At 68.5% G+C, this 21,184-nt stretch carries 15 protein-coding genes; 9 read left to right on the plus strand and 6 right to left on the minus strand.

The annotated features are described in order from the left end of the window. The first annotated feature begins 19 nt into the window (after positions 1 to 19). From J2W22_RS10885 to J2W22_RS10900, 4 genes are all read left to right on the plus strand, one after another. Positions 20 to 289, plus strand: coding sequence for an HPr-rel-A system PqqD family peptide chaperone (locus J2W22_RS10885; protein ID WP_307118279.1), 270 nt, complete (start codon positions 20 to 22; stop codon positions 287 to 289). Continuing rightward, complete coding sequence (locus J2W22_RS10890) at positions 286 to 1,131, plus strand: HprK-related kinase A (RefSeq protein WP_307118280.1); 846 nt, start codon at positions 286 to 288, stop codon at positions 1,129 to 1,131. Before J2W22_RS10885 ends, J2W22_RS10890 begins: the two co-directional genes overlap by 4 nt. After that, positions 1,128 to 2,138 carry a nucleotidyltransferase domain-containing protein gene (locus tag J2W22_RS10895; protein WP_307118281.1) on the plus strand — a complete coding sequence of 337 codons (1,011 nt, stop codon included), beginning with the start codon at positions 1,128 to 1,130 and terminating at the stop codon, positions 2,136 to 2,138. Before J2W22_RS10890 ends, J2W22_RS10895 begins: the two co-directional genes overlap by 4 nt. 84 nt (positions 2,139 to 2,222) lie before the next feature. Next, positions 2,223 to 2,588 (plus strand): VOC family protein, encoded by a 366-nt coding sequence (locus J2W22_RS10900; protein ID WP_307118282.1) that lies wholly within the window; start codon positions 2,223 to 2,225, stop codon positions 2,586 to 2,588. Position 2,589: 1 nt separating this feature from the next. Here J2W22_RS10900 and J2W22_RS10905 read toward each other — a convergent pair whose 3' ends face one another. Then, entirely contained in the window at positions 2,590 to 3,273 is a 684-nt protein-coding gene (locus tag J2W22_RS10905; RefSeq protein ID WP_307118283.1) for an HAD-IA family hydrolase, read from the minus strand. A 73-nt stretch (positions 3,274 to 3,346) separates the two neighbouring features. Here J2W22_RS10905 and glmU point away from each other — a divergent pair, with 73 nt between their 5' ends. Genes glmU through glmS form a run of 3 tightly spaced genes read left to right on the plus strand, consistent with a single transcriptional unit; the run spans position 3,347 to position 6,963 of the window. Beyond that, positions 3,347 to 4,705: a bifunctional UDP-N-acetylglucosamine diphosphorylase/glucosamine-1-phosphate N-acetyltransferase GlmU gene (gene glmU, locus J2W22_RS10910; RefSeq protein WP_307118284.1), complete on the plus strand. Its 1,359-nt coding sequence runs from the start codon at positions 3,347 to 3,349 to the stop codon at positions 4,703 to 4,705. Beyond that, positions 4,705 to 5,109, plus strand: a complete 405-nt coding sequence (locus J2W22_RS10915; RefSeq protein ID WP_307118285.1) for a hypothetical protein — start codon at positions 4,705 to 4,707, stop codon at positions 5,107 to 5,109. Before glmU ends, J2W22_RS10915 begins: the two co-directional genes overlap by 1 nt. 30 nt (positions 5,110 to 5,139) lie before the next feature. Then, complete coding sequence (gene glmS, locus J2W22_RS10920) at positions 5,140 to 6,963, plus strand: glutamine--fructose-6-phosphate transaminase (isomerizing) (RefSeq protein ID WP_307118286.1); 1,824 nt, start codon at positions 5,140 to 5,142, stop codon at positions 6,961 to 6,963. Here glmS and J2W22_RS10925 read toward each other — a convergent pair. Continuing rightward, on the minus strand, positions 6,950 to 7,498 hold the full coding sequence (locus J2W22_RS10925) for a GNAT family N-acetyltransferase (RefSeq protein WP_307118287.1): 549 nt from the start codon (positions 7,496 to 7,498) through the stop codon (positions 6,950 to 6,952). The two genes, glmS and J2W22_RS10925, sit on opposite strands and share 14 nt — an antisense overlap. Before the next feature lie 108 nt (positions 7,499 to 7,606). Here J2W22_RS10925 and J2W22_RS10930 point away from each other — a divergent pair, with 108 nt between their 5' ends. Continuing rightward, positions 7,607 to 7,894, plus strand: a complete 288-nt coding sequence (locus J2W22_RS10930; RefSeq protein WP_307118288.1) for a DUF6916 family protein — start codon at positions 7,607 to 7,609, stop codon at positions 7,892 to 7,894. 76 nt (positions 7,895 to 7,970) lie between these two features. Here J2W22_RS10930 and J2W22_RS10935 read toward each other — a convergent pair whose 3' ends face one another. Continuing rightward, positions 7,971 to 8,606, minus strand: a complete 636-nt coding sequence (locus tag J2W22_RS10935) for a phage tail protein (protein WP_307118289.1) — start codon at positions 8,604 to 8,606, stop codon at positions 7,971 to 7,973. Positions 8,607 to 9,095: 489 nt separating this feature from the next. On the opposite strand from J2W22_RS10935, the gene J2W22_RS10940 reads away from it, so the two are divergent. Continuing rightward, a complete protein-coding gene (locus J2W22_RS10940) occupies positions 9,096 to 17,288 on the plus strand; it encodes an IPT/TIG domain-containing protein (RefSeq protein WP_307118290.1) in 8,193 nt (2,730 codons plus the stop codon). Positions 17,289 to 17,635: 347 nt separating this feature from the next. Here the strand turns inward: J2W22_RS10940 and J2W22_RS10945 are convergent, their stop codons facing one another. From J2W22_RS10945 to J2W22_RS10955, 3 genes are read right to left on the minus strand one after another with little or no spacing between them, the layout of a single operon-like run. After that, entirely contained in the window at positions 17,636 to 17,992 is a 357-nt protein-coding gene (locus tag J2W22_RS10945; protein ID WP_307118291.1) for a response regulator, read from the minus strand. Continuing rightward, the gene (locus J2W22_RS10950; RefSeq protein WP_307118292.1) at positions 17,989 to 20,127 is read right to left on the minus strand and encodes a PAS domain-containing sensor histidine kinase; all 2,139 of its coding nucleotides are present in this window, start codon (positions 20,125 to 20,127) and stop codon (positions 17,989 to 17,991) included. The genes J2W22_RS10945 and J2W22_RS10950 overlap by 4 nt, the downstream gene beginning before the upstream one ends. 36 nt (positions 20,128 to 20,163) lie before the next feature. Beyond that, entirely contained in the window at positions 20,164 to 21,036 is an 873-nt protein-coding gene (locus tag J2W22_RS10955) for an HpcH/HpaI aldolase/citrate lyase family protein (protein WP_307118293.1), read from the minus strand. Between the last annotated feature and the right edge of the window lie 148 nt (positions 21,037 to 21,184).

Consider the following 21,184-nt stretch of genomic DNA (forward strand, 5'->3'; position numbering starts at 1 on the left):
CGTTGCGCGAACAAAATAAATGACCAGCTACCGCGCCGCCGGGCCCGAAACCCTCCGCATCATCCCCCTCGACGCGCTCACCCTGGTCTACCACCGCGCCTCCGGCATCACGCATGTGGTGGATGCCCCCGTCCCCGAGATGCTCGAAGCCCTGGGTCGCGACGACCTGAGCGTAGACCAGCTCCTCGCCCGCCTCAGCGAGCGCTACGACCTGCTCGACGCCGATCCCGCAGCTCTCGCCATCCGCCTCGACGAGCTGGTCGAGGCCGGTCTGGTGGAGCGGCTGTGAGGCACGTCGCCCATCTCGGCATCGGTCCCGTCGGTTTCCGCATCGGCAGCGATTGGCGCGGGCCGATCGCGCAGCTCGAAACCCTCTACCGCGACTATCCCAAGCCGAGCATCCCGGACTTCAGCGTCCACCTCTTCGCCGCCCGGCCCTGGCGGAAATATCTCCGCCCTTCGGTGATGATCGGCGGCGACTATACCATCCCCGACGCCGCGCCGCTGCCGCTCGCCCAGGGCCTGCTCGCCGCCGAGATGGGGATGAACCTGCAGATGGCGCTCGCCCAGCGCCGCTATCTGCTGCTGCACGCATCCGCGGTCGAAAGGGACGGGAAGGCGGTGCTGATGACCGGCATCTCCGGCGCCGGCAAGTCCACCCTCGCGGCGCTGCTGATGGCCAGAGGCTGGCGGCTGATGGGCGACGAGTTCGTCCTGATCGACCCCGCCACCGGTCTGGCCCACGGCTTTCCCCGGCTGATCAGCCTCAAGAACCAGGCGATCGCGGTCGCCCAGGCCGCGATGCCCGAAGGCCGCTTCGGCCCGCTGCTCCCCGGGACGCCCAAGGGCGATATCCGCCATCTCGTCCCCGATGCCCGGGCGATCCGGGCGATGGCCGAGCCCGCCCAGCCCGCGCTGCTGCTCTTCCCCCGCTTCGGCTTCGATGCCGCCGAGCGCCCGGTGCCGCCCAGCGAAGCGTTCGTCCGCCTCACGCAAAGCTCGACCAACTATGTCCATCTCGCCGAGCGCGGCTTCGATGCGCTGACCCGCCTCGTCCAGTCCGTTCCGGCGCGCGCAATAGACTATCCGGACACGGATAGTGGCATCGCCCTGGTCGAGGCGCTGGCATGACTCCCGGCTGGCGCCTCGCCGCGGTGCTGCGCGACCCCGGCCGGACCGAGCATTTCTCGGCCCGCCAGTGGACGGAGTTGTTCGCCGTCGCGCGGGCGGAGCAGATGGCCGGAACGCTCGCGCACCGTCTGGACGGCCTCGATCTCCATCCTACCGTCCAGCGCCTGGTCGACGACGCGATCGCCTCGGCCGGGCAGGTTCGCCTCGCCGCGCTGTGGGAGGCCGAGATGGCCCGCCGTGCCCTGGCGCCGCTCGGCGTGCCGGTCGTCCTGCTCAAGGGCACCGCCTTCGCCGCCGCCGGTCTCTCGCCGAGCCTGGGCCGCAACATCGGCGATCTCGACATCCTCGTGCCGCGCGAGCGCATGGACGAGGTCGAGGCCGCGCTGCTCGCCGCCGGCTGGGAATGGGTGAAGCCCGATCCCTATGACGACGCCTATTATCGCCGCTGGATGCACGAGCTGCCCCCGCTGATCCACCGCGAGCGGGACCGGATGATCGACGTCCACCACACCATCCTGCCCCTCACTGCGCGGATCCGTCCGGACGCCGGGGCGCTGCTGGCGGACAGCGAGCCGCTCGAAAACGGCCTGCGCACACTTTCGCGGACGGACCTTCTGGTCCACGCGGTCGCCCATCTTCTCGCGGACGGCGATCTGGCCGGCGGGATGCGCAACCTTTGGGACTTTCACTGTCTGGTACAGGACGGAGGCACGATGGGGCTCGCGGAGCGCGCCCGCCACCACGGCTTGGGCAGGGAAATGGCCCGCGCCGGGCGCCTCAGCCACGCCCTGTACGGCACGGAGGTCCCCTTCGAATGGCAGGCGCTCAAGCCCCTCGACCACCTCTATCTCCGCCGCCTCACCGCCCGCGACGGCTGGGGCCGCCAGGGCCGCAGGCTCACCCGGCTTGGCTTCTACGTCCGCAGCCACTGGTTGCGCATGCCGCCGCTGATGCTCGCCCGCCACCTCTGGACCAAATACCGCAAGGGCTATCGGCCGGTCGGCTGAAACCATTGAAACAAAACAGGAACAAATTCTTGTCTTGTTGAGGGTCAGTGCCTATGCTGCGCGCCGTTCAGGAGGAGAGGTTCGATGTTCCGCAAGGTCGCTTTCACGCTGTATCCGGTCATCGATCTCGATCGCGCCCGGGCCTTTTACGAGCAGACGCTCGGCCTGCCCGCCGCCAGCGCGGAATATGGCATTCCCTGGGTGGAATATGATCTCCCCGGTGGCGGCTGCCTGGCGATCACCACGGTCACCGGCGACAAGCCCGCCTCCGACGCCGGCGGCACGATCGCCTTCGAGGTCGAGGACCTCGACGCGCTCTGCGCCGATCTCGAGGCCAAGGGCGTCACCTTCAAGACCGACCTGATCCACTCCCCGGTCTGCCGGATGCGGGTGATCCAGGACAGCGAAGGCAATGCCGTGCTGCTCCACCAGCTGAAGAACCGGGATTGATTTAAGCCGCCGGTACCCCCAGCCGCTCCAGCACCGGCACCAGCTCGGCATAGGAGTCGATCACCGCATCGGCCCCCAGCTCCTCCACCGGCTGGGAGAGGAACCCGAAGCTGACCGCGATGCTCGGCACCCCGGCGTTCTTCGCCGCCAGCGTGTCGTAGATCGAATCGCCGACGAACGCCGTCCGCCCGCCGCCGCAGCGCCGGATCATCTCCTGGATCGGCAGGGCGGAGGGCTTGGCGTTGCCCTTGCCCATCGTGTCGCCGCCGATAACGCAAGCGAAGCGCGCGGAGAGCCCCAGCTCCTCGATCAGCTTCACCGCCAGATATTCGAACTTGTTGGTGACGATCCCCAGCGTCACGCCCCGCGCCGCCAGGTCGTCCAGTGCTTCAAGCATGCCCGGGAAGGGCCGCGAATGGTCGGAGACATGGTCGCGGTACCATTCCAGCAGCGCCGGATAGAGCCGCGCCATCAGCGCTTCGTCATACCCGCCCGAGGCCTCCAGCGCCTGTTCGAGCATGTGCTTGGCGCCGCGCCCGACCATCGTCATCACCGCCGCCATCTCCAGCCTCGGCCGCCCGGCCAGGTCGAGCGCGTGGTTGGTGGCGCCGAGCAGGTCTGCGCTGGTGTCGAGCAGCGTGCCGTCGAGGTCGAATCCGACGATGTCGAAGGGGAAATCGGTCATGTCGCCGCTGCCTGCCAGCTGCCCTATGGAATTGGCAAGACTAACGTGGCAGGGGACGGCCAACGGAGGGACAATGACGGCACCGATCGCAGCAATCATCCTCGCGGCCGGCAAGGGCACGCGGATGAAGTCCGACACCCACAAGGTCCTCCATCCCATCGCCGGCAGGCCGATGCTGCTCCATCTGGTCGACAGCGTGAAGGCGCTCGGCGCCGAGCGCGAGGTCGTGGTGGTCGGCGCCGGCAAGGAGCAAGTCGAGGCCGCGGTGCACCCCCTCGGCGTCGAGACCGCCGAGCAGGCCGAGCAGCTCGGCACCGGCCATGCAGTCCGCATGGCGGAACAGGCGCTCGCCGATTTCCAGGGCGATGTCCTCATCCTCTATGGCGACGTGCCGCTGGTCACGACCGAGACGATGCGCCGGATGATCGACGCGCTCCACGGCGAGGGCGATCCCAGCGTGGTGGTGCTAGGTTTCCGCCCCGCCGATCCCGGCGCCTATGGCCGCGTCATCGTCGGCCCCGACGGCCGGCTCGACAAGATCGTCGAGTTCAAGGACGCGAGCCCCGAGGAGCGGGCGGTAACCCTCTGCAATTCCGGCCTGATGGCAGTGCGCTCGGCGGACCTGTTCCGCCTGCTCGCCCAGCTCAGGAACGACAATGCCGCCGGCGAATATTACCTGACCGACCTGGTCGAGCTCGCCCGGGCCGAGGGCCGCTTCTCGGTCGGCATCGAGACCGACGCGATTGAGGTCGCCGGGGTCAACAGCCGCGGCGAGCTGGCCGGGCTGGAGCAGGAATGGCAGCAGCGCCGCCGCACCCGCGCGATGGTCGAGGGCGCCACGCTGATCGCGCCGGAGACGGTGTGGTTCGCTTATGACACCCAGATCGGTCGTGACGTCACGATCGAGCCCAACGTGGTGTTCGGCCCCGGCGTCACCGTTGCCGACCGCGTCGTCATCCACGCCTTCAGCCACCTCGAAGGCGCCGAGATCCTCTCGGGCGCAGATATCGGCCCCTATGCCCGCCTGCGCCCCGGCGCGCGAATCGAGCAGGGCGCCAAGGTCGGCAATTTCGTCGAGATCAAGAAGGCGGTGATCGGCCCCGGCGCCAAGGCCAACCACCTCAGCTATATCGGCGATGCCACCGTCGGGGCCGGCGCGAACATCGGCGCGGGCACGATCACCTGCAATTATGACGGTTTCTTAAAGTACCGGACAGTGATCGGTAACGGCGCTTTTGTAGGTAGCAACAGCGCGCTCGTGGCGCCCGTCACCATCGGCGACGGCGCGATCGTCGCCGCCGGATCGGTGGTGACCCGCGATGTCGAGGGCGATGCGCTGGGGATCGTGCGGGCCGAGCAGCAGGTGAAGCCGGGCTGGGCGCGGACGTTCCGCGAGAAGATGAAGGCGAAGAAGGAGGCGGCGAAGAAGTGATGCGCACAACGGCCCTGATCGCTGCTTTCGCCCTCGCCGTGGCGGCGCCTGCCTTCGCGCAGACTGCGCCGATGAACCCCGCCCAGGCGATCGAGGCGGTCGCCGCCTCGAAGGCCGGCGAGGTCGAAGGCACTTTCGAATTCGTCGTCGCCTCCACCGGGGCGGGGGGCTTCAACGCCTATCTCAATTCGGCCGTCGATTATCGCGACCCGGGCAACCTCTCGGTCGTGCTGAACACCACGGGACGCAATGCGCTCAAGGACAAGCTCGGCGGCCATGCCGAGGATATGCTCAAGGGCAAGCGCATCCGCGTGAAGGGCATCGCGCGTCGCGTACCCACCGGCTCCCATTTCCAGATTCGCATCGCCGTCGAGACGGCGGACCAGATCGAAATCCTCGGCTGATCGCCGGGCTCAGGCAGGAACACCCAAAGCATGTGCGGAATCGTCGGAATCGTCGGCAAGGAAGACGTCGCGGAGCGACTGTACGACGGTCTCAAGCGCCTGGAATATCGCGGCTATGATTCGGCCGGCATCGCCACCGATGTCGATGGCCGGATCGAGCGCCGCCGCGCCTCGGGCAAGCTGGTCAATCTCGGCAAGGAGCTGGCGGCCAATCCGCTGCCCGGTACCACCGGCATCGCCCACACGCGCTGGGCGACGCATGGCGGTCCGACCACCAACAACGCGCATCCGCATGCCACCGGCGAAGTCGCTCTGGTCCACAACGGCATCATCGAGAACTTCAAGGCGTTGCGCGACGAGCTGATCGCCCGCGGCCGCGTCTTCGAGAGCGAGACCGACACCGAGGTCGTCGCGCACCTGGTCAGCGAAAAGGTCGAAGCCGGCATGGCCCCGGCCGAAGCCGTCGCCGAGGTGCTGCCGCGCCTGCACGGCGCCTTCGCGCTCGCCATCCTGTTCCGCCAGCATCCGGATCTGCTGGTCGGCGCGCGCCTCGGCTCGCCGCTGGTCGTCGGCTATGGCGAAGGCGAGACCTATCTCGGCTCGGACGCGCTGGCGCTCGCGCCGCTGACCCAGCGCATCGCCTATCTCGAGGAAGGCGACTGGGTCGTCATCACTCGCGACGGCGCGCAGATCTTCGACAAGGACAACAACCCCGTCAAGCGCGCGATCACCATCTCGGGCGTCACCGGCGAGCTGATCTCCAAGGGCAACCACCGCCACTATATGCTCAAGGAGATCTACGAGCAGCCGATCGTCGTCGCCCAGACGCTGCGCTCGTATCTCCAGCGCATGGAAGAGCAGGTCACGCTGCCGATCCCGGACTTCGACCTCTCGGCGATCAAGCGCGTCACCATCGTCGCCTGCGGCACCAGCTTCTATGCCGGCATGGTCGCGAAATACTGGTTCGAGCAGTTCGCCCGCGTGCCGGTCGACCTCGATGTCGCCTCCGAGTTCCGCTACCGCGCGCCGGTGATGGAAGAAGGCGGGCTGATGATCGTCATCAGCCAGTCGGGCGAGACGGCCGATACGCTCGCCGCGCTCCGCCATGCCCGCAGCGAGGGGCAGAAGATCGCCGCGGTGGTCAACGTCCCCACCAGCTCGATGGCGCGCGAGGCGGACCTGCTGCTGCCGACCCATGCCGGGCCGGAGATCGGCGTCGCCTCGACCAAGGCCTTTACTTGCCAGCTCGCGGTACTAGCCGCGCTCGCCGCCAATCTCGCAAAGGCCAAGGGCAAGCTGTCCGAGGCCGAGGAGAAGGCACTGGTCAAGCATCTCGCCGAGGCACCCGCCGCGCTCAACGGCGCGCTTGCCTATGACGAGGCGATCCAGGCGATGGCCCATGTCGTCGCCGCCGCCCGCGACGTACTCTATCTCGGCCGCGGCACCGATTATCCGCTGGCGCTGGAAGGCGCACTCAAGCTCAAGGAAATCTCGTACATCCATGCCGAGGGCTATGCCGCCGGCGAGATGAAGCACGGCCCGATCGCGCTGATCGACGATGCCGTGCCGGTGATCGTGATCGCCCCCTCGGGGCCGCTCTTCGAGAAGACCGTGTCGAACATGCAGGAAGTGCAGGCGCGCGGCGGCAAGGTGATCCTGATCTCCGACTATGACGGGATCGAAGCGGCGGGCGAGGGCACGGTGGCGACGATCACCATGCCCAAGGTCCACCCGCTGATCGCGCCGCTCGTCTATGCGGTGCCGGTGCAGCTGCTCGCCTATCACGTCGCGGTGGCCAAGGGCACCGACGTCGATCAGCCGCGCAACCTCGCCAAGTCGGTCACCGTCGAATAGGCCGCCAGAGCATCGAAAGATGGGTGCCGGCAACGTCGCCGGCATCCTCGAAACCGAGACGCCGGTAGAGCGCCTGCGCGCGCGGGTTCTCATGGGCGACGCTCAGCCGCAACCGGTCCGCGCCGGCCTCGGCTGCCGCCTGTTGCAGCCATTGCACCAGCGCCGTGCCGATCCCGCCGCCCTGCGTCTCGGCGGCCAGCAATATGTCGATCAGCACCCATTCGGGGCCGGTGCGGTTGAAATACAAGCGGCCGACCGGCCGGCCTCCCAGCGTCACCAGCCGGAAGTCGCCTTTGCGGTGCGTCTTCACGAAATGCGCATGCTGGAGCGCGAACTGCGCGTCGAGAAAGGCGCGCTTCTGCGCCGGCGGCCAGGGCGCGAAGAACAACTCGGCCAGGCGCGAGGCGGCATAGAGATCGCTGAGCCAGGGTAATTCCCCTGTGCCCGCCGGCGGCAGGGCCAGGCATTTTGATGTCAGGGGTTCGAGCTGCGCCGGCAGCGGCCGTGCGGGCGGAAAGGGCGGCAACCGGCTCATTTTGTTCCGAACTGGCGCGGACCGGCTTCACGCGGCCGCGCGGGCGCGGCAGGATGGGCCACTGAGTTCGGGCGGCAATAGCTGCCGCCGGAGGGGGAAAATACGCGCATGGATCTTACACCGGAAGATTTCGAACCCTGGGTTGGCCGCAAGGTTCGCCTATCCACGATTCCCGAGCCCGTCGAGATCACGCTCGCCAGCATCCAGCGGCGGCCCGCGCTGATCGGCATCGATGTGCGTCCGCCCTTCTCGCTGTTCTTCGAGGCGCCGCTCGAAGTCTATCTGCTCGACAACACCTATGAGATGGATTGCGGCAAGGGCGGCCCGCATGCGATTCTGATCACCCAGCTCCAGCCACTGCCCGATCGCCGGATCTACCAGGCGGTCTTCTCCTGATCTTCGTTCGAGGCGTAAACAGAACCGGCTCCGTCGCGGGTGCGACGGAGCCGGCTTGGTCTCGAAGCCCCTGCGATCAGTTGCGCGAGGGGAAGACGCCCTCGAGCGCGATGTTGGTCTGCACCGCGAGATAGGGGTTCATGATCGAGAAGGGGATGTTGCTGCCGGTGATGCCGACCTGCACCGAACCCTGCGGGGTGAAGTTGCCGCCGGTGATGTTGACGCCGGCGAGGTTGACCATCGTGCCGGTCGTGCCCGACGGCGCATAGATCTTCACCTGCGCCGCGCCTGCATTGGCGCAGTTCGCCAGCAGCGAGCCGTCGGTCGGGGTGTTGACCTGGGTGGTCTGGCCGGTCACCGCCTGGATGCTGCCGCTCGCGGTGGTCGGGCCGGCGATGCCGGTGAAGTTGGCGACGTGGTTGTGCGCCGGCATGTTCGCGATCGTCAGCGTCTCGTTCTCGGTGCCCGCTGCCTGGCCCCAGACATAGGCGCTGCCGCCCGCAGTGCTCTGGCCCAGGCCGACGAAACCGCGGCCCGCGGCGTTCGGCAGGGCGAAAGTGCTCACGCCGTTTCCGCCGAACGTGGTGCCGAGCAGCGCGAACAGGGCGTTATTCTGCGCAATACCCAGAATTTGCCCATTGCACGAAGCCCAGCCACGCGGCGCGTAATTGAAGCCGACCTGCATGATCTGGCCCATAAACGGTTCAGACATCGTCCTACCCCCGGAATGTAGCCGCGGTCGGCTGGGCGGAATGCCGCGCCGTTTCCCGCTAGCGCGCGTGTTAGATACCCGATCCCGATGGCAGACAAGGGGCTATTACTTCACTTCCGTGCTTTTCGCGGGGCCAATCATGAAGAAGTGCGGATTAATACATTTTATTGACAGAATCCGGGGGTTTCCGCGAATCGCGTAATTGGCAAAGCGATTGATACCATTTTGGTTCTAAATATCCTGATTCGAGAATGTCTGGATATTTCCTCGGTTTAACCGCTGTTGCCGGGTTTATTGCTTGTATGTAGAACAAGGCCGCCTTTTACGGGCGTTGGGGGTATTGTCGGCATGGTGTGGGGCTTGGGGAAAGCGCGTTCCGTTTGCGTTCGGATCGCGGCAGCCGTTTCGGGTGGACAGCGCGTTGGGGAGCGCGCGACACCAACCTCCAGCTCGAACAGGCCAAAGCCCCTCGGGCGGCTGGTCCGCCGCATGGGCGGCGCGCTCGCCGCGGGCATCCTGGTCATGGCGCCGACCAGCGCCTGGGCGATCTCGGGCCAGTGCCAGTCGATCAACAACAACCAGATCGCCACCGGCGCGGGCAACAATGCCCCGGGGACGCTGTCCGGCACCTATTCGATCGGCAACCAGAGCTTTGGCGGCGAGCAGCTGTCGAGCAGCAACTATGCGGACTTCACCCAGGCGCTCGCGCCGGGCGAAGTCATCAACTTCAGCTGGACCCGCAATTCGGGCACCGGCTATGTCCAGGTCACGCTGCAGGAGCAGAGCGGCTTCACCCTGCGCTCGGGCTCGACCGAGAACGTCACCGCCGCCTCGGGCTCGGGCAGCATCACCGTCGGCGCCGCCAACGACGTCTTCAACATCGCCGTGACCAACTATTCGGTCGATGCCGCGAACGGCGTCACCAACGCCGCCGAAGCCGGCCGCAACAATTCCAGCGTCACCTTCACGATCAGCTGCACCGCGCCGACGCCGACGCTCGGCGTCAGCCTGACCCATGGCGGTACCCCGGCCCAGGGCGGCACCTTCACGCTGCTCCCGACCGTGAACAACACCGGCACCGGCGCCACTTCGGGCACGGTCACGCTCACCTCGACGCTGCCGGCAGGCCTCAGCTACAGCAGCGCCACCGGCGCCAACTGGAACTGCGCAGGCTCGAGCGGCACCAATGTCACCTGCGCCTTCACCGGCACGATCGCGGTGGGTGCCTCGAACAACGCGCTATCGATCACCACCGCGGTATCGACCAGCTCGGCGCTATCCCGAAGCGTGACGGTAGGCGTGAGTGGAGGCGGGGCGGCGAATTCGCCAACGGCGTCCCACACGATAACGATGCTGCCAACGATCACCTCGGTCTCACCGACCGCGGGCCCGACCGGTGGCGGCACGTCGGTGACCATCACCGGCACCAACCTGAACGGCACCACCGGCGCCAGCGGCGTGCGCTTCGGCGCGACCAACGCGACCGGCTACACCGTCAACAGCAACACCCAGATCACCGCCACGGCCCCGGCCAACAGCGCAGGCACCTATGACGTGACCGTCACCAATGGCGGCAACACCAGCGCGACCAGCGCGGCCGACCAGTACACCTATATCACGGCACCGACGGTGACCTCGGTCTCGCCGACCGCGGGCCCGACCGCGGGTGGCACGACGGTGACGATCACCGGCACCGGCTTCGCGGCGGCCTCTCCGACCGGGGCGGTCAAGTTCGGCGCGGCCAACGCGACCTACACGATCAACAGCAACACGCAGATCACCGCGACCTCGCCGGCGAACGCCGCGGGTACGTACGACGTCACCGTCGCTACGCCCGGCGGTACCAGCGCGACCAGCGCGGCGGACCAGTTCACCTACATCCCGGCGCCGACGATCACTTCGATCTCGCCGACGGCAGGCCCGACGGGCGGCGGCACCACGGTGACGATCACCGGCACCAACTTCACGGGTGTGTCGGCGGTCACCTTCGGCGGCACTGCGGCGGGCGGGTTCACCTTCGTCAACGCGACCACGATCACTGCGACCTCGCCTGCCGGCAGCGCCGGCACGGTGGACATTCGCGTGACGACCGGTGGCGGCACCAGCGCGACCAGCGCGTCGGACCAGTACACCTATGTTGCGGCGCCAACGGTGACGGCGGTCTCGCCGATCGCGGGCCCGACGGGCGGCGGCCAGACGGTGACGATCACCGGCACCGGCTTCGCGGCAGCGAACCCGACCGGCGCGGTCAAGTTCGGCGCGACCAACGCGACCTACACGATCAACAGCAACACGCAGATCACCGCGACCTCGCCGGCGAATGCGGCGGGCACCTATGACATCACCGTTGCCACGCCCGGCGGCACCAGCGCGACCAGTGCGGCGGACCAGTACACCTATGTCAACGCACCGACGGTGACCTCGGTCTCGCCGACCGCGGGCCCGACCAGCGGCGGCACCACGGTGACGATCACCGGCAGCGGCTTCGCGGCGGCGAACCCGACCGGTGCGGTCAAGTTCGGCGCGACCAACGCGACCTACACGATCAACAGCAACACGCAGATCACCGCGACCTCGCCGGCGAACGCGGCGGGTACGTACGACGTCACCGTCGCGACCCCCGGCGGCACCAGCGCCACCAGCGCGGCGGACCAGTACACCTATGTCGCCGCGCCGGTTGCGAGCTCGTACACGGCGGCGGCCGTCGCCTATGACATCAGCAACACGACCTTCAGCCTCACCGGCCACGCCACCAACAGCCCGACCAACTATGCGGTCGGCTCGGCGACCACGGCCCAAGGCGGCTCGGTCGCGGTCGATTCCTCGGGCACGGTAACCTACAGCGCGCCGAGCGGCTTCCGCGGCAATGACAGCTTCACCTTCACCGCGACCAACCTGGGCGGCACCTCCGCCCCGGCGACGGTGACGGTGCCGGTCAGCAACCCGACCCTCCTCTTCACCTTCCCGGTCGGCGGCGGCACGCGCGGCATTGCGCTGTCGAACGTCCGGATCGACACCACCGGCGGCCGGTCGCCCTACACCTGCTCGACCACGCTGAACACGGGTTCGCTGCCCGCCGGCACGCAGCTCAACGCCGACTGCACGATCACCGGCACGCCCGCGGCGAGCGGGACCTTCACCTTCACCGCCACTGTTACCGACAGCTCGCTCGGCACCGGTCCGTTCACCATGTCGACCGGCCCGATGGTGCTGACGATCGGCGCACCGACGATCAGCATTTCGCCGGCTTCCGGCGCGCTGCCGGGCGCCACGGTCGGTACCGGCTATTCGCAGAGCTTCACGGCGAGCGGCGGCACCGCCGGCTACACCTATGCGCGGACGCTGGGCACGCTCCCGACCGGCCTGACGCTGTCGGGCGGCACGCTGTCGGGCACGCCGACCGCCACCGGCACCTTCAACTTCGACATCACCGCGACCGACGGCTCGACCGCGGGCAGCGGCGGGCCCTACACCCGGACCCAGTCGTACAGCATCACGGTCTCCAAGGGTGCGCAGACGATCACCTTCGGCGCGCTGTCCAACGCGTCGCTCTCGGCCTCGCCGCTGACGCTGTCGGCCACTGCGTCGTCGACCCTGACCGTCGACTTCGCCTCGACCACGACCAGCGTCTGCACCGTCTCGGGCACCACGCTCACGCTGAACCAGACGGGCACCTGCTCGATCACTGCCAGCCAGGCCGGTGACGGCAACTGGGACGCCGCACCCGATGTGGTGCAGAGCTTCACCGTCACCCCGGCGAACCTGACGATCAACACGGGTGCCGCCTCAGGCACCCAGGTCGGCGCCAGCTTCAACCAGAGCAACACCGCTGCCGGTGGTATCGCGCCCTACACCTACTCGGTGCTGAGCGGTACGCTGGTGGCGGGCACCAGCCTCAACGCATCGACCGGTCTGGTTTCGGGTACGCCGACCACTGCCGGCGCGTTCAGCTACCAGATCCGAGTGACCGACAGCCAGGGCACGCCGGTCACCACCGACGGCTCTACCGTCTCGGGCACGATCGCCAAGGGCACCCAGACGCTCAGCTTCACCTCGACCGCGCCGGGCGCGTCGGTGGGTGGCGCGGCCTATACGCCGACCGTCGCGGCATCCTCGGCGCTGACGCCGGTCCTGACGATCGACGCCAGCTCCACCGGGATCTGCAGCATCTCGGGCGGCTCGGTGACCTTCCAGGCGACCGGTACCTGCCTGATCAACGCCAACCAGGCGGGCGACACTAACTGGAACGCCGCGGCCCAGGTGCAGCAGAGCGTCACCGTCAGTGCAGCGGCGGCGATCAGCGTGACGGTCGATTTCTCGACCGCCTCGCTCGGTGTCGGCCAGACCGGCACCGCGACGATCACCTTCACCAATCCCAATGCCTCGGCCTCGCCCAGCATCGCGCCGCTGCTCAGCGGCTCGGCGCTGGTCAGCCGCGGCGCGCTCGGCGGCAGCTGCGGCGCCAGCGGTTCGGATAGCGGTGCGAACTTCCAGTTCAACGGCTTCAGCATCCCCTCGGGCAGCTGCACCGTCACGATCAGCTATACCGGCACCACGGCGGGCTCGACCGCCGGCTTCTCGCTCGGCGCCTTCACGCCGGCCGGCTATCCGACGACGAGCGCGACCCCGGGCAGCGCCTTCGCGGTCGTCCCGACCGTGACCAGCGTCTCGCCGAATACGGGCCCGGTCAGCCAGGTGGTGACGGTCTCGGGCACCGGCTTCAGCACGACCCCGGGCAACAACACCGTGACCTTCGGTTCGGCCGGCAACGGCAATGTGACCGCGGCGAGCGCGACCTCGCTCACCGTCACCGCGCCGGCGGCAGGTTCGGGCGCCAAGGCGGTGACGGTCTCGGTCAACGGCCAGACCAGCACGACCTCGGCGACCTTCACCTTCATCGACAAGCCGATCGCGGCCGACAAGCCGGGCGTGGCGGTGCCGTTCAACAGTGCCGGCACTGCGATCGACCTGGCCAGCTCGATCACCGGCGGCCCACACAGCAGCATCGCCATCGGTACGGCGGTACAGCATGGCACGACGACGATCTCGGGCGATGTCGTGACCTATACCCCGACCGCCGGTTACTTCGGCACCGACAGCTTCACCTATACGGCGACGGGTGCCGGCGGCACCTCGAACATCGCGACGGTGAGCATCACGGTGTCGACGCCTTCGGCACCGGTCGCCGCCGACAAGAGCGGTGTGGCGATCCCGTACAACGGCACGGGCACCGGCATCGATCTCTCGGCCTCGATCACCGGCGTCCATTCGAGCATCGCGATCGGCACCGCGCCGGTGCATGGCTCGGTGACCGTCGCGGGCGATGTCGTGACCTACACCCCGACCACCAACTATTATGGGGCGGACAGCTTCACCTACACGGCAACCGGCCCGGGCGGCACTTCGACGCCCGCGACGGTGACCGTGACGGTGGCGAACCCGCCGGCACCGGTGGCAGCCGACAAGAACGGCGTGGCGGTGCCCTATGCGAGCACCGGCACGGCGATCGACCTGTCGGCCTCGATCACCGGCGTCCATTCGGCCATCGCGGTCGGCACCGCGCCGGCGCATGGCACGGTCACCGTTGCCGGTGACGTCGCCACCTACACCCCGAACGCCACTTATTACGGCGCGGACAGCTTCACCTACACGGCGACCGGTCCTGGCGGCACTTCGGCGCCGGCGACGGTGAATATCACCGTGGGCCTGCCGCCCTCGCCGACCGCGTCGAACAAGGCCGGCGTGGCGGTGCCCTATGCGAGCACCGGCACGGCGATCGACCTGTCGGCCTCGGTCAGCGGCGTCCATTCGAGCCTCGCGGTCGGCACCGCGCCGGCGCACGGCACGGTGACGGTGGCGGGTGACGTGATCACCTACACGCCGGCCGCGACCTATTATGGGGCGGACAGCTTCACCTACACCGCGACCGGCCCGGGCGGCACCTCGGCACCGGCTACGGTCTCGCTGACGGTGGCGACCCCGGCGGCTCCGGTCGCCACGAACAAGCCGGGCGTGGCGGTGCCCTATGCGAGCACCGGCACGGCGATCGACCTGTCGGCTTCGATCACCGGCGTCCATTCGTCCATCGCGATCGGCACGGCGCCGGCGCATGGCACGGTGGCGATCGCCGGTGATGTGGTCACCTACACTCCGGCTGCCACCTATTATGGGGCGGACAGCTTCACCTACACCGCGACGGGCCCGGGCGGCACGTCGGCGCCTGCGACGGTGAGCATCACCGTCGGCCTGCCGCCGGCACCGGTTGCCGCCGACAAGACCGGCGTGAACGTGACCTATGCGAGCACGGGCACGGCGATCGACCTGTTGGCCTCGGTCACCGGCGTCCACTCCTCCATCGCGATCGGCACGGCGCCGACGCATGGCACGGTGACGGTGGCCGGCGATGTGGTGACCTATATCCCGGCTGCCACCTATTATGGCGCGGACAGCTTCACCTACACCGCGACCGGCCCCGGCGGCACTTCGCCCGCCGCCACGGTCTCGCTGACGGTGGCGACCCCGCCGGCGCCGACGGCTGCCAACAAGACCGGCGTGACCGTGGGTTATAACAGCTCGGGCACCGCCATCGATCTCAGCACCTCGATCACCGGCGTCCACAGCACGCTGACCGTCTCCACGGCGCCGACCCATGGCACCACCACGGTCAGCGGCGATGTGGTCACCTACACCCCGACCGCCGGCTATTTCGGAGCGGACAGCTTCGCCTATACCGTCACCGGTCCGGGCGGCACCTCGGCGGCCGCAACGGTGAGCCTCACCGTCGATACGCCGCCGCCGCCGAGCGCGGGGCCGGGCACCTCCACCGTGGCGGGCAGCACCACCACGGCGGGGACCAGCGTTCAGATCAACCTCTCGTCGCTGGTGACCGGCGTCTATGACTCGATCCAGATCGCGAGCCAGCCGGCGCATGGCACCGTCACGCTCAGCGGCGGGGCAGGGCCGAGCCTGACCCCGGTCGCGGCGGCGCCGACCTCGCCCTACATCGCCACCTACACCCCGGCCGCCAACTATGCCGGTACCGACAGCTTCACCTATGTCGCGGTCGGCCCGGGCGGCACCTCGGCACCGGGGACGGTGACGATCACCGTGGTCGGCCAGGTGCCGGTCGCGGCGCCGAAGACCGCGACGGCGGGCGATGGCCAGCTGGTCTCGGTGATGCTCACCGAGGGCGCGGCGCGCGGGCCGTTCACCGGCGCGAACGTGGTCAGCATCTCGCCGGCCAATGCGGCGACCACCAACATCGTCGCGGCGGGCAGTGGCAGCTATCGCCTCGATGTGACGCCGAACAACCGCTTCGGCGGGACGATCGTCGTCACCTACACGCTCAGCAACGTCTACGGCGCCTCGGCACCGTCGACCGTCACGCTCACCGTCCAGGCACGCCCGGATCCGCGCAACGATCCGGACGTGGCGGCGATCAGCGATGCCCAGGCCGAAACGGCACGCCGCTTCGCCCGAGCGCAGGTCGCCAACTTCATGCGGCGCACCGAGCAGCTCCATAATGGCGGCGGCGCTACCGGCCTCGCCATGGGCGTCACGCTCGGCTCGCGCGACGGCATGTCGGTGCGCGAGCGGCCGACCGACAAGGGCTGGAGCCTCGCGATCACCGATCGCATGCGCTTCTCGGGCGAGGATCCGGCGATCGGCCAGTTCGCCAATGACGCCCAGTCGCCGCTCTCGCGTGCCGACCAGCTCGGCTATGGCCGGACGGTCGCCACGACCGGCGGTGCGGGTGCCGTGGGTGGTTCGGGCGGCGCCGCCGGCGCCGGCGGGGCCAAGCAGGCCGCGCCGGGCTCGGACAGCGTCGATGAGGACGGCAACCGCCGGGTCGGCTCGCTGGCCACCTGGGCGGGCGGCGCGATCGACATCGGAACGCGTGACCGGCGGACCGATCGCAGCAAGATCACTGCCACCACCGCGGGCCTCAGCGCCGGCGCCGACATCAAGCTCTCCGAAGGGGTGCTGCTCGGCCTGGGCGGCGGCTATGGCAATGATCTGAGTCAGATCGGCACGGCGGCGCAGGTGCGCGGCACCAGCACGCTCTATGCCGCCTATGCCAGCATCCAGCCTGTCGGCGGGGCGTTCATCGACGGCATGGTCGGCCGCGGCCAGCTCGACTTCACCACCCGGCGTCTTGCCGCGGCGGTGAACGCGACGGCGCGTGGCAGCCGCGACGGCAGCTACACCGTCGCCGCGCTCTCGGTGGGCATCGATAGCCGGACTGGCCCGCTGCAATGGTCGATCTATGGCCGTGGCGAATATCTCGACGCCGATCTCGACGCCTATGTCGAGACCGGGGCCGGGCGCTACAATCTGCGCTTCGATGCGCGCGAGGTCAGCTCGATCACCGGTACGATCGGCGGGCGTCTAGAGTATCGCCAGAAGACGAGCTTCGGTTCGGTCACCCCGCGCATCCGCGCCGAGTGGAACCATGAGTTCGCCGATCTCGATGCGCAGTGGCTCGACTATGCCGATATCCCGGGCACGGCGCTCTACGGCCTCTCGGCCAATAGCTGGAAGCGCGAGCAGCTCCAGCTGAGCATCGGCACGCGGTTCGACATCCTGAGCAGCGGCTGGTCGTTCGACTTCGAGACCGGCCTGCGCGCCGGCCAGGGCGAGAAGTCGGGCACCCTGCAGATCCGCCTGTCGAAGCGCTGGTGATAGAGGGGGAGGGCCCGGGACGGCGGCGTTGTCGCCGTCCCGGGCCTGTCCACAACCTCCGCCTCAATCCGTCATCCCGGCGCAAGCCGGGATCTCAGGCGAAGGCGCGATAAGGACGGCGCACTACCACAGCTTGCAATGTAGGATTCCGCCTGCTTGGCTCACGCAGCCGGGGTCAAACCCGGTCGCTCTTTGCTCCGTTGGGGAAATAGGATCACGCCGGCGCAAGGATGTTGCGAGATGCGGCGCGTTTGCGGGAACTGTGTCAATCTAGCCCGCGCGAAAACCCGCTTTTGGCGTGTACTTCGTGGACTTTGGCGAGTCGCCCGCCACCGCGTGGTAGGAGGCTAGGTCAGCAACCGGCTGAGCGCCCCAGCGACCTGCGCCTCGCGATACGGCTTCTCGATCATCGGCACATTCTCGCCAAAGCCCTCGGGCGGCACGCCATAGCCGCTGGCAAAGGCGAAGCGCAGCCCGCGCAGGCGCAATGCCTCGGCGATCGGCGTGCTCCGCTCGCCGCCCAGGTTGATGTCGAGGATCGCCACGTCGAAATCGCCATGCTCGGCCAGTTCCAGCCCGTCGGCCAGCCGGCTTGCCGGGCCGATCGTCTCGCAGCCCAGCGCGTCGAGCAGGTCCTCGAGATACATGGCGACCACCGGCTCGTCCTCGACGACGAGCACGCGCAGGCCCGCGAAGCCGCTCATTCGGCGCCCTCGGGCAGCGGCGCGTCGACGGTGCAGACCAGCCCGCCCGGGCGGAAGTCGATCTTGACCGTGCCGCCCAGCTCGGCGGCGAGGCCGCGCTCGATCATCCGCGTGCCGAAGCCGCGCCGCGTCGGCGGCTCGACCGCCGGGCCGCCCGACTCTTCCCAGCGCAGCGCCAGCCGCGCCGGCCCGTCGCCGCGGATCCGCTGCCAGGCGACCGAGATGTGCCCCTCGGGGCACGAGAGCGCACCGTGCTTGACCGCGTTGGTCGCCAGCTCGTGGATCGCCAGCGCCAGGCTGATCGCGGTCTTGGGCAGGATCGTCAGGTCCGGCCCGTCGAGCGTGAAGCGGCCGGCCTCACCATGCGGGCGCAGCGCGTCCTCGATGATCTGCCGCATCGAGACCAGGCTCCAATGCTCGCGGGTGAGCAGGTTGTGCGCCTCCGAAAGCGCCGCCAGCCGGCCTTCGAACGCGGCACGCGCCTGGCGCGGCGGCACATCGTCCTTGAAGCTCTGCTGCGCGATGCCCTGGACGATCGCCAGCGTGTTCTTCACCCGGTGGTTGAGCTCGTCGATCAGCAGGCGGAGATGCGTCTCGGCGCGCTTCGCCTCGGTCATGTCGCGCCCGATCGCGTGCAGCGCCGTCGGCCGGCCCTGCTCGTCCAGGCTTAGCCGCGAATTGACTTCCCAGATCAGCTCGCGCCCGTCCTTGGCGCGCAGCCTGACGGTCAGCCGCGTCGAGCCGCCATGCTCGAGCTTGCGGTTGAACGCGTCCATGCTGATCGCGAACTGGTCCTCGTCCATGAACTCGCGGATCGAGTGGCCGATCAGCTCGTCCTCGGCATAGCCGAGCGCCGCGATCACGGCCGGATTCACGGAAGTGACGCGGTTGTCGAGCGTGGTGGTGATCAGGAAGTCGTTGGCCTGCTCGAAGATCGTCCGGAAGCGCGCCTCGCTCTCGCGCAGTTCCTCCTCTGCGCGCTTGCGGCCGGTGATGTCGAACGAGACGCCGACGAAGCGGCTCGGCCGGCTGTCGCCATAGTCGATCCGGTTGCCATGGCTCTGCAGCCAGCGCTCGCTATTGTCGTCCGCGCGGCAGATACGATACTCGATCGTATAGGGCACGCCGTCCCGGAAACAGCGCTCTGCCGCAGCGCGTGCCATCTGGCGGTCGTCGGGATGGACCCGTTCGATCCACTCCTCGAAGGTGCCGCGATTGTCCGGCCGCCGGGGCATGCCGAGCAGGTCGAAGCGGTTGGGCGACCATTCGCCCTCCCGCGTCTCCAGATCGGCTTCCCAGGTCGCCATGCCCGCGGTCTCGGTGGCGAGGCGCAGCGTCTCCTCGTTCTTGCGCAGCGCCTCCTCGTCCTCGCGCCGCCGCGTGACGTCCAGCGCCACTGCCAGCACGCCGAAGGGCTCGCCGCTGGGCCGCCGGATCACCGCCACCGAATTGTTCACCCAGACGATCCCGCCGTCCTTGCGGATATAGCGCTTCTCATGGGTGTAGGGGGTGCCCTCCCGCACTGCCCGCTCGAACAGCGGCTCGTTCCGCGCGAGGTCGTCGGGATGGGTGATCTGCTGCATGGTCATGCCCATCAGCTCGTCGCGGCTCCAGCCGGCGATCTCGCAGAACCGGTCGTTGACCAGGGTGAAGCGGCCTTCCAGATCGACCTGGCCAAAGCCCGCGGTGGTCTGGTTGATGAAGGCGGAAAGCTGCGCCTCGCGTTCCCGAAGGGCGAGCTCGGCGGTCTTCGCCTCGGTCACGTCATGCGCGACGCCGATGAAGCCGATGTGCCGGCCCTGCGCGTCCCGGCGCGGCTGGGAAGTGGAGTGCAGCCAGCGCCACTCGCCGGTGGCGCTGCGGTATCGGCCCTCCAGCGCGAAGGTGGTCAGGCTCGCTTCGCCGGCGATCGATGCTGCCAGGATTTGCGCCGCGTCGTCCGGGTGGATGATCCGTCGCCAGTCGAAATCCAGGGCTTCCTCGTAGGTTACGCCGAGGAACTCGACATAGGCGCGGTTGACGAAGCTGCGCTTGCGGTCGAGGCGGGTGACCCAGACGGCGACGGGGGCGCTGTCCGCGATGAGGCGGAACTCGTCTTCCCCGACCGGGAGCGGTTCTGCCGGCGTTCCGGTCATCGAGGCCCGCTGGAATAGATCCGCAAATTCATGGTGTTACTGCCGTCGCATCGCCAGCACCGCCTGGGCGCGCTTGAGGTGCGGCATGTCGAGCATCTCCCCGTCCAGGCCGATCGTGCCGGCACCCGGATTGGATTTGAAGGCACCCACGATACGGTTCGCCCTCTCGATTTCCGCCAAGGAGGGCGAAAAGGCGCGGTTGATGACGGCTACCTGGTCCGGATGGATGGCGAGCATCCCGCGGAAACCCGCGCGGCGCGCCTTGGTTGCAACCTTCTCCAGTCCGGCGAGATCGCGGAAGTCGCCATGGATCGTCTCGATCGGCGTCACCCCCGCCGCCGCCGCCCCGGCCAGCGCCAGCGCGCGGAACACCTGATAGGGGAAATCATATTCCCCGCTCTCGTCGCGATTGTGCGTCGCGCCCAGCGCCGTGGCGCTGTCCTCGGCCCCCCAGGTGAGCGCTGCAAGGCGCGGGCAGCCGGCATAGTCGCCCAGTCCGAAGATCGCCGGCGCGGTCTCGGTCGCCACCACGATCGTGCGGATCCCGCCCTGGGGCAGGCCGTGCGCCGCCTCAAGCGCGGTGAGGTAATGGTTGAGCAGTTCCGCCTCGGCGCGGGTCGCCTTGGGCAGCATGATCCCGTCGGGCCGGCCCGGCACGATAGCGGCGAGATCGGCGAGCGCATGCGGCGTGTCGAGCGGGTTGATCCGCACCCATTGCGGCTGTGCCCGCACGCCGGTCTTCAGATGCTCGGCGACCAGCGCCCGGGCAGCGCCCTTGTTCGCCTCGGCCACCGCGTCCTCCAGGTCGAGCAGCACCAGATCGGCTTCGCTCGCGCCCGCCTTGGCGAGCTTGCGCTCGGAATCCCCGGGCGCGAACAGCAGCGAGCGGGCGGCCAGCGGTTCAGTCATGCATCCTCCTGTTGTGCGGGCCTTGCTATCGCCTGACGACGGACGGGTAAACCAATGCAGATCATGGCCCGGGCCTTAACCCTCTCCGCACGCTTTTCCCCTCCGCGCCTTCGCGATTTTACCGCTCCTTAACGCTGTCCGCTTACCT

This window comes from Sphingomonas kyeonggiensis (assembly GCF_030812785.1).
GTDB classification, from domain to species: Bacteria; Pseudomonadota; Alphaproteobacteria; order Sphingomonadales; family Sphingomonadaceae; genus Sphingomonas; species Sphingomonas kyeonggiensis_B.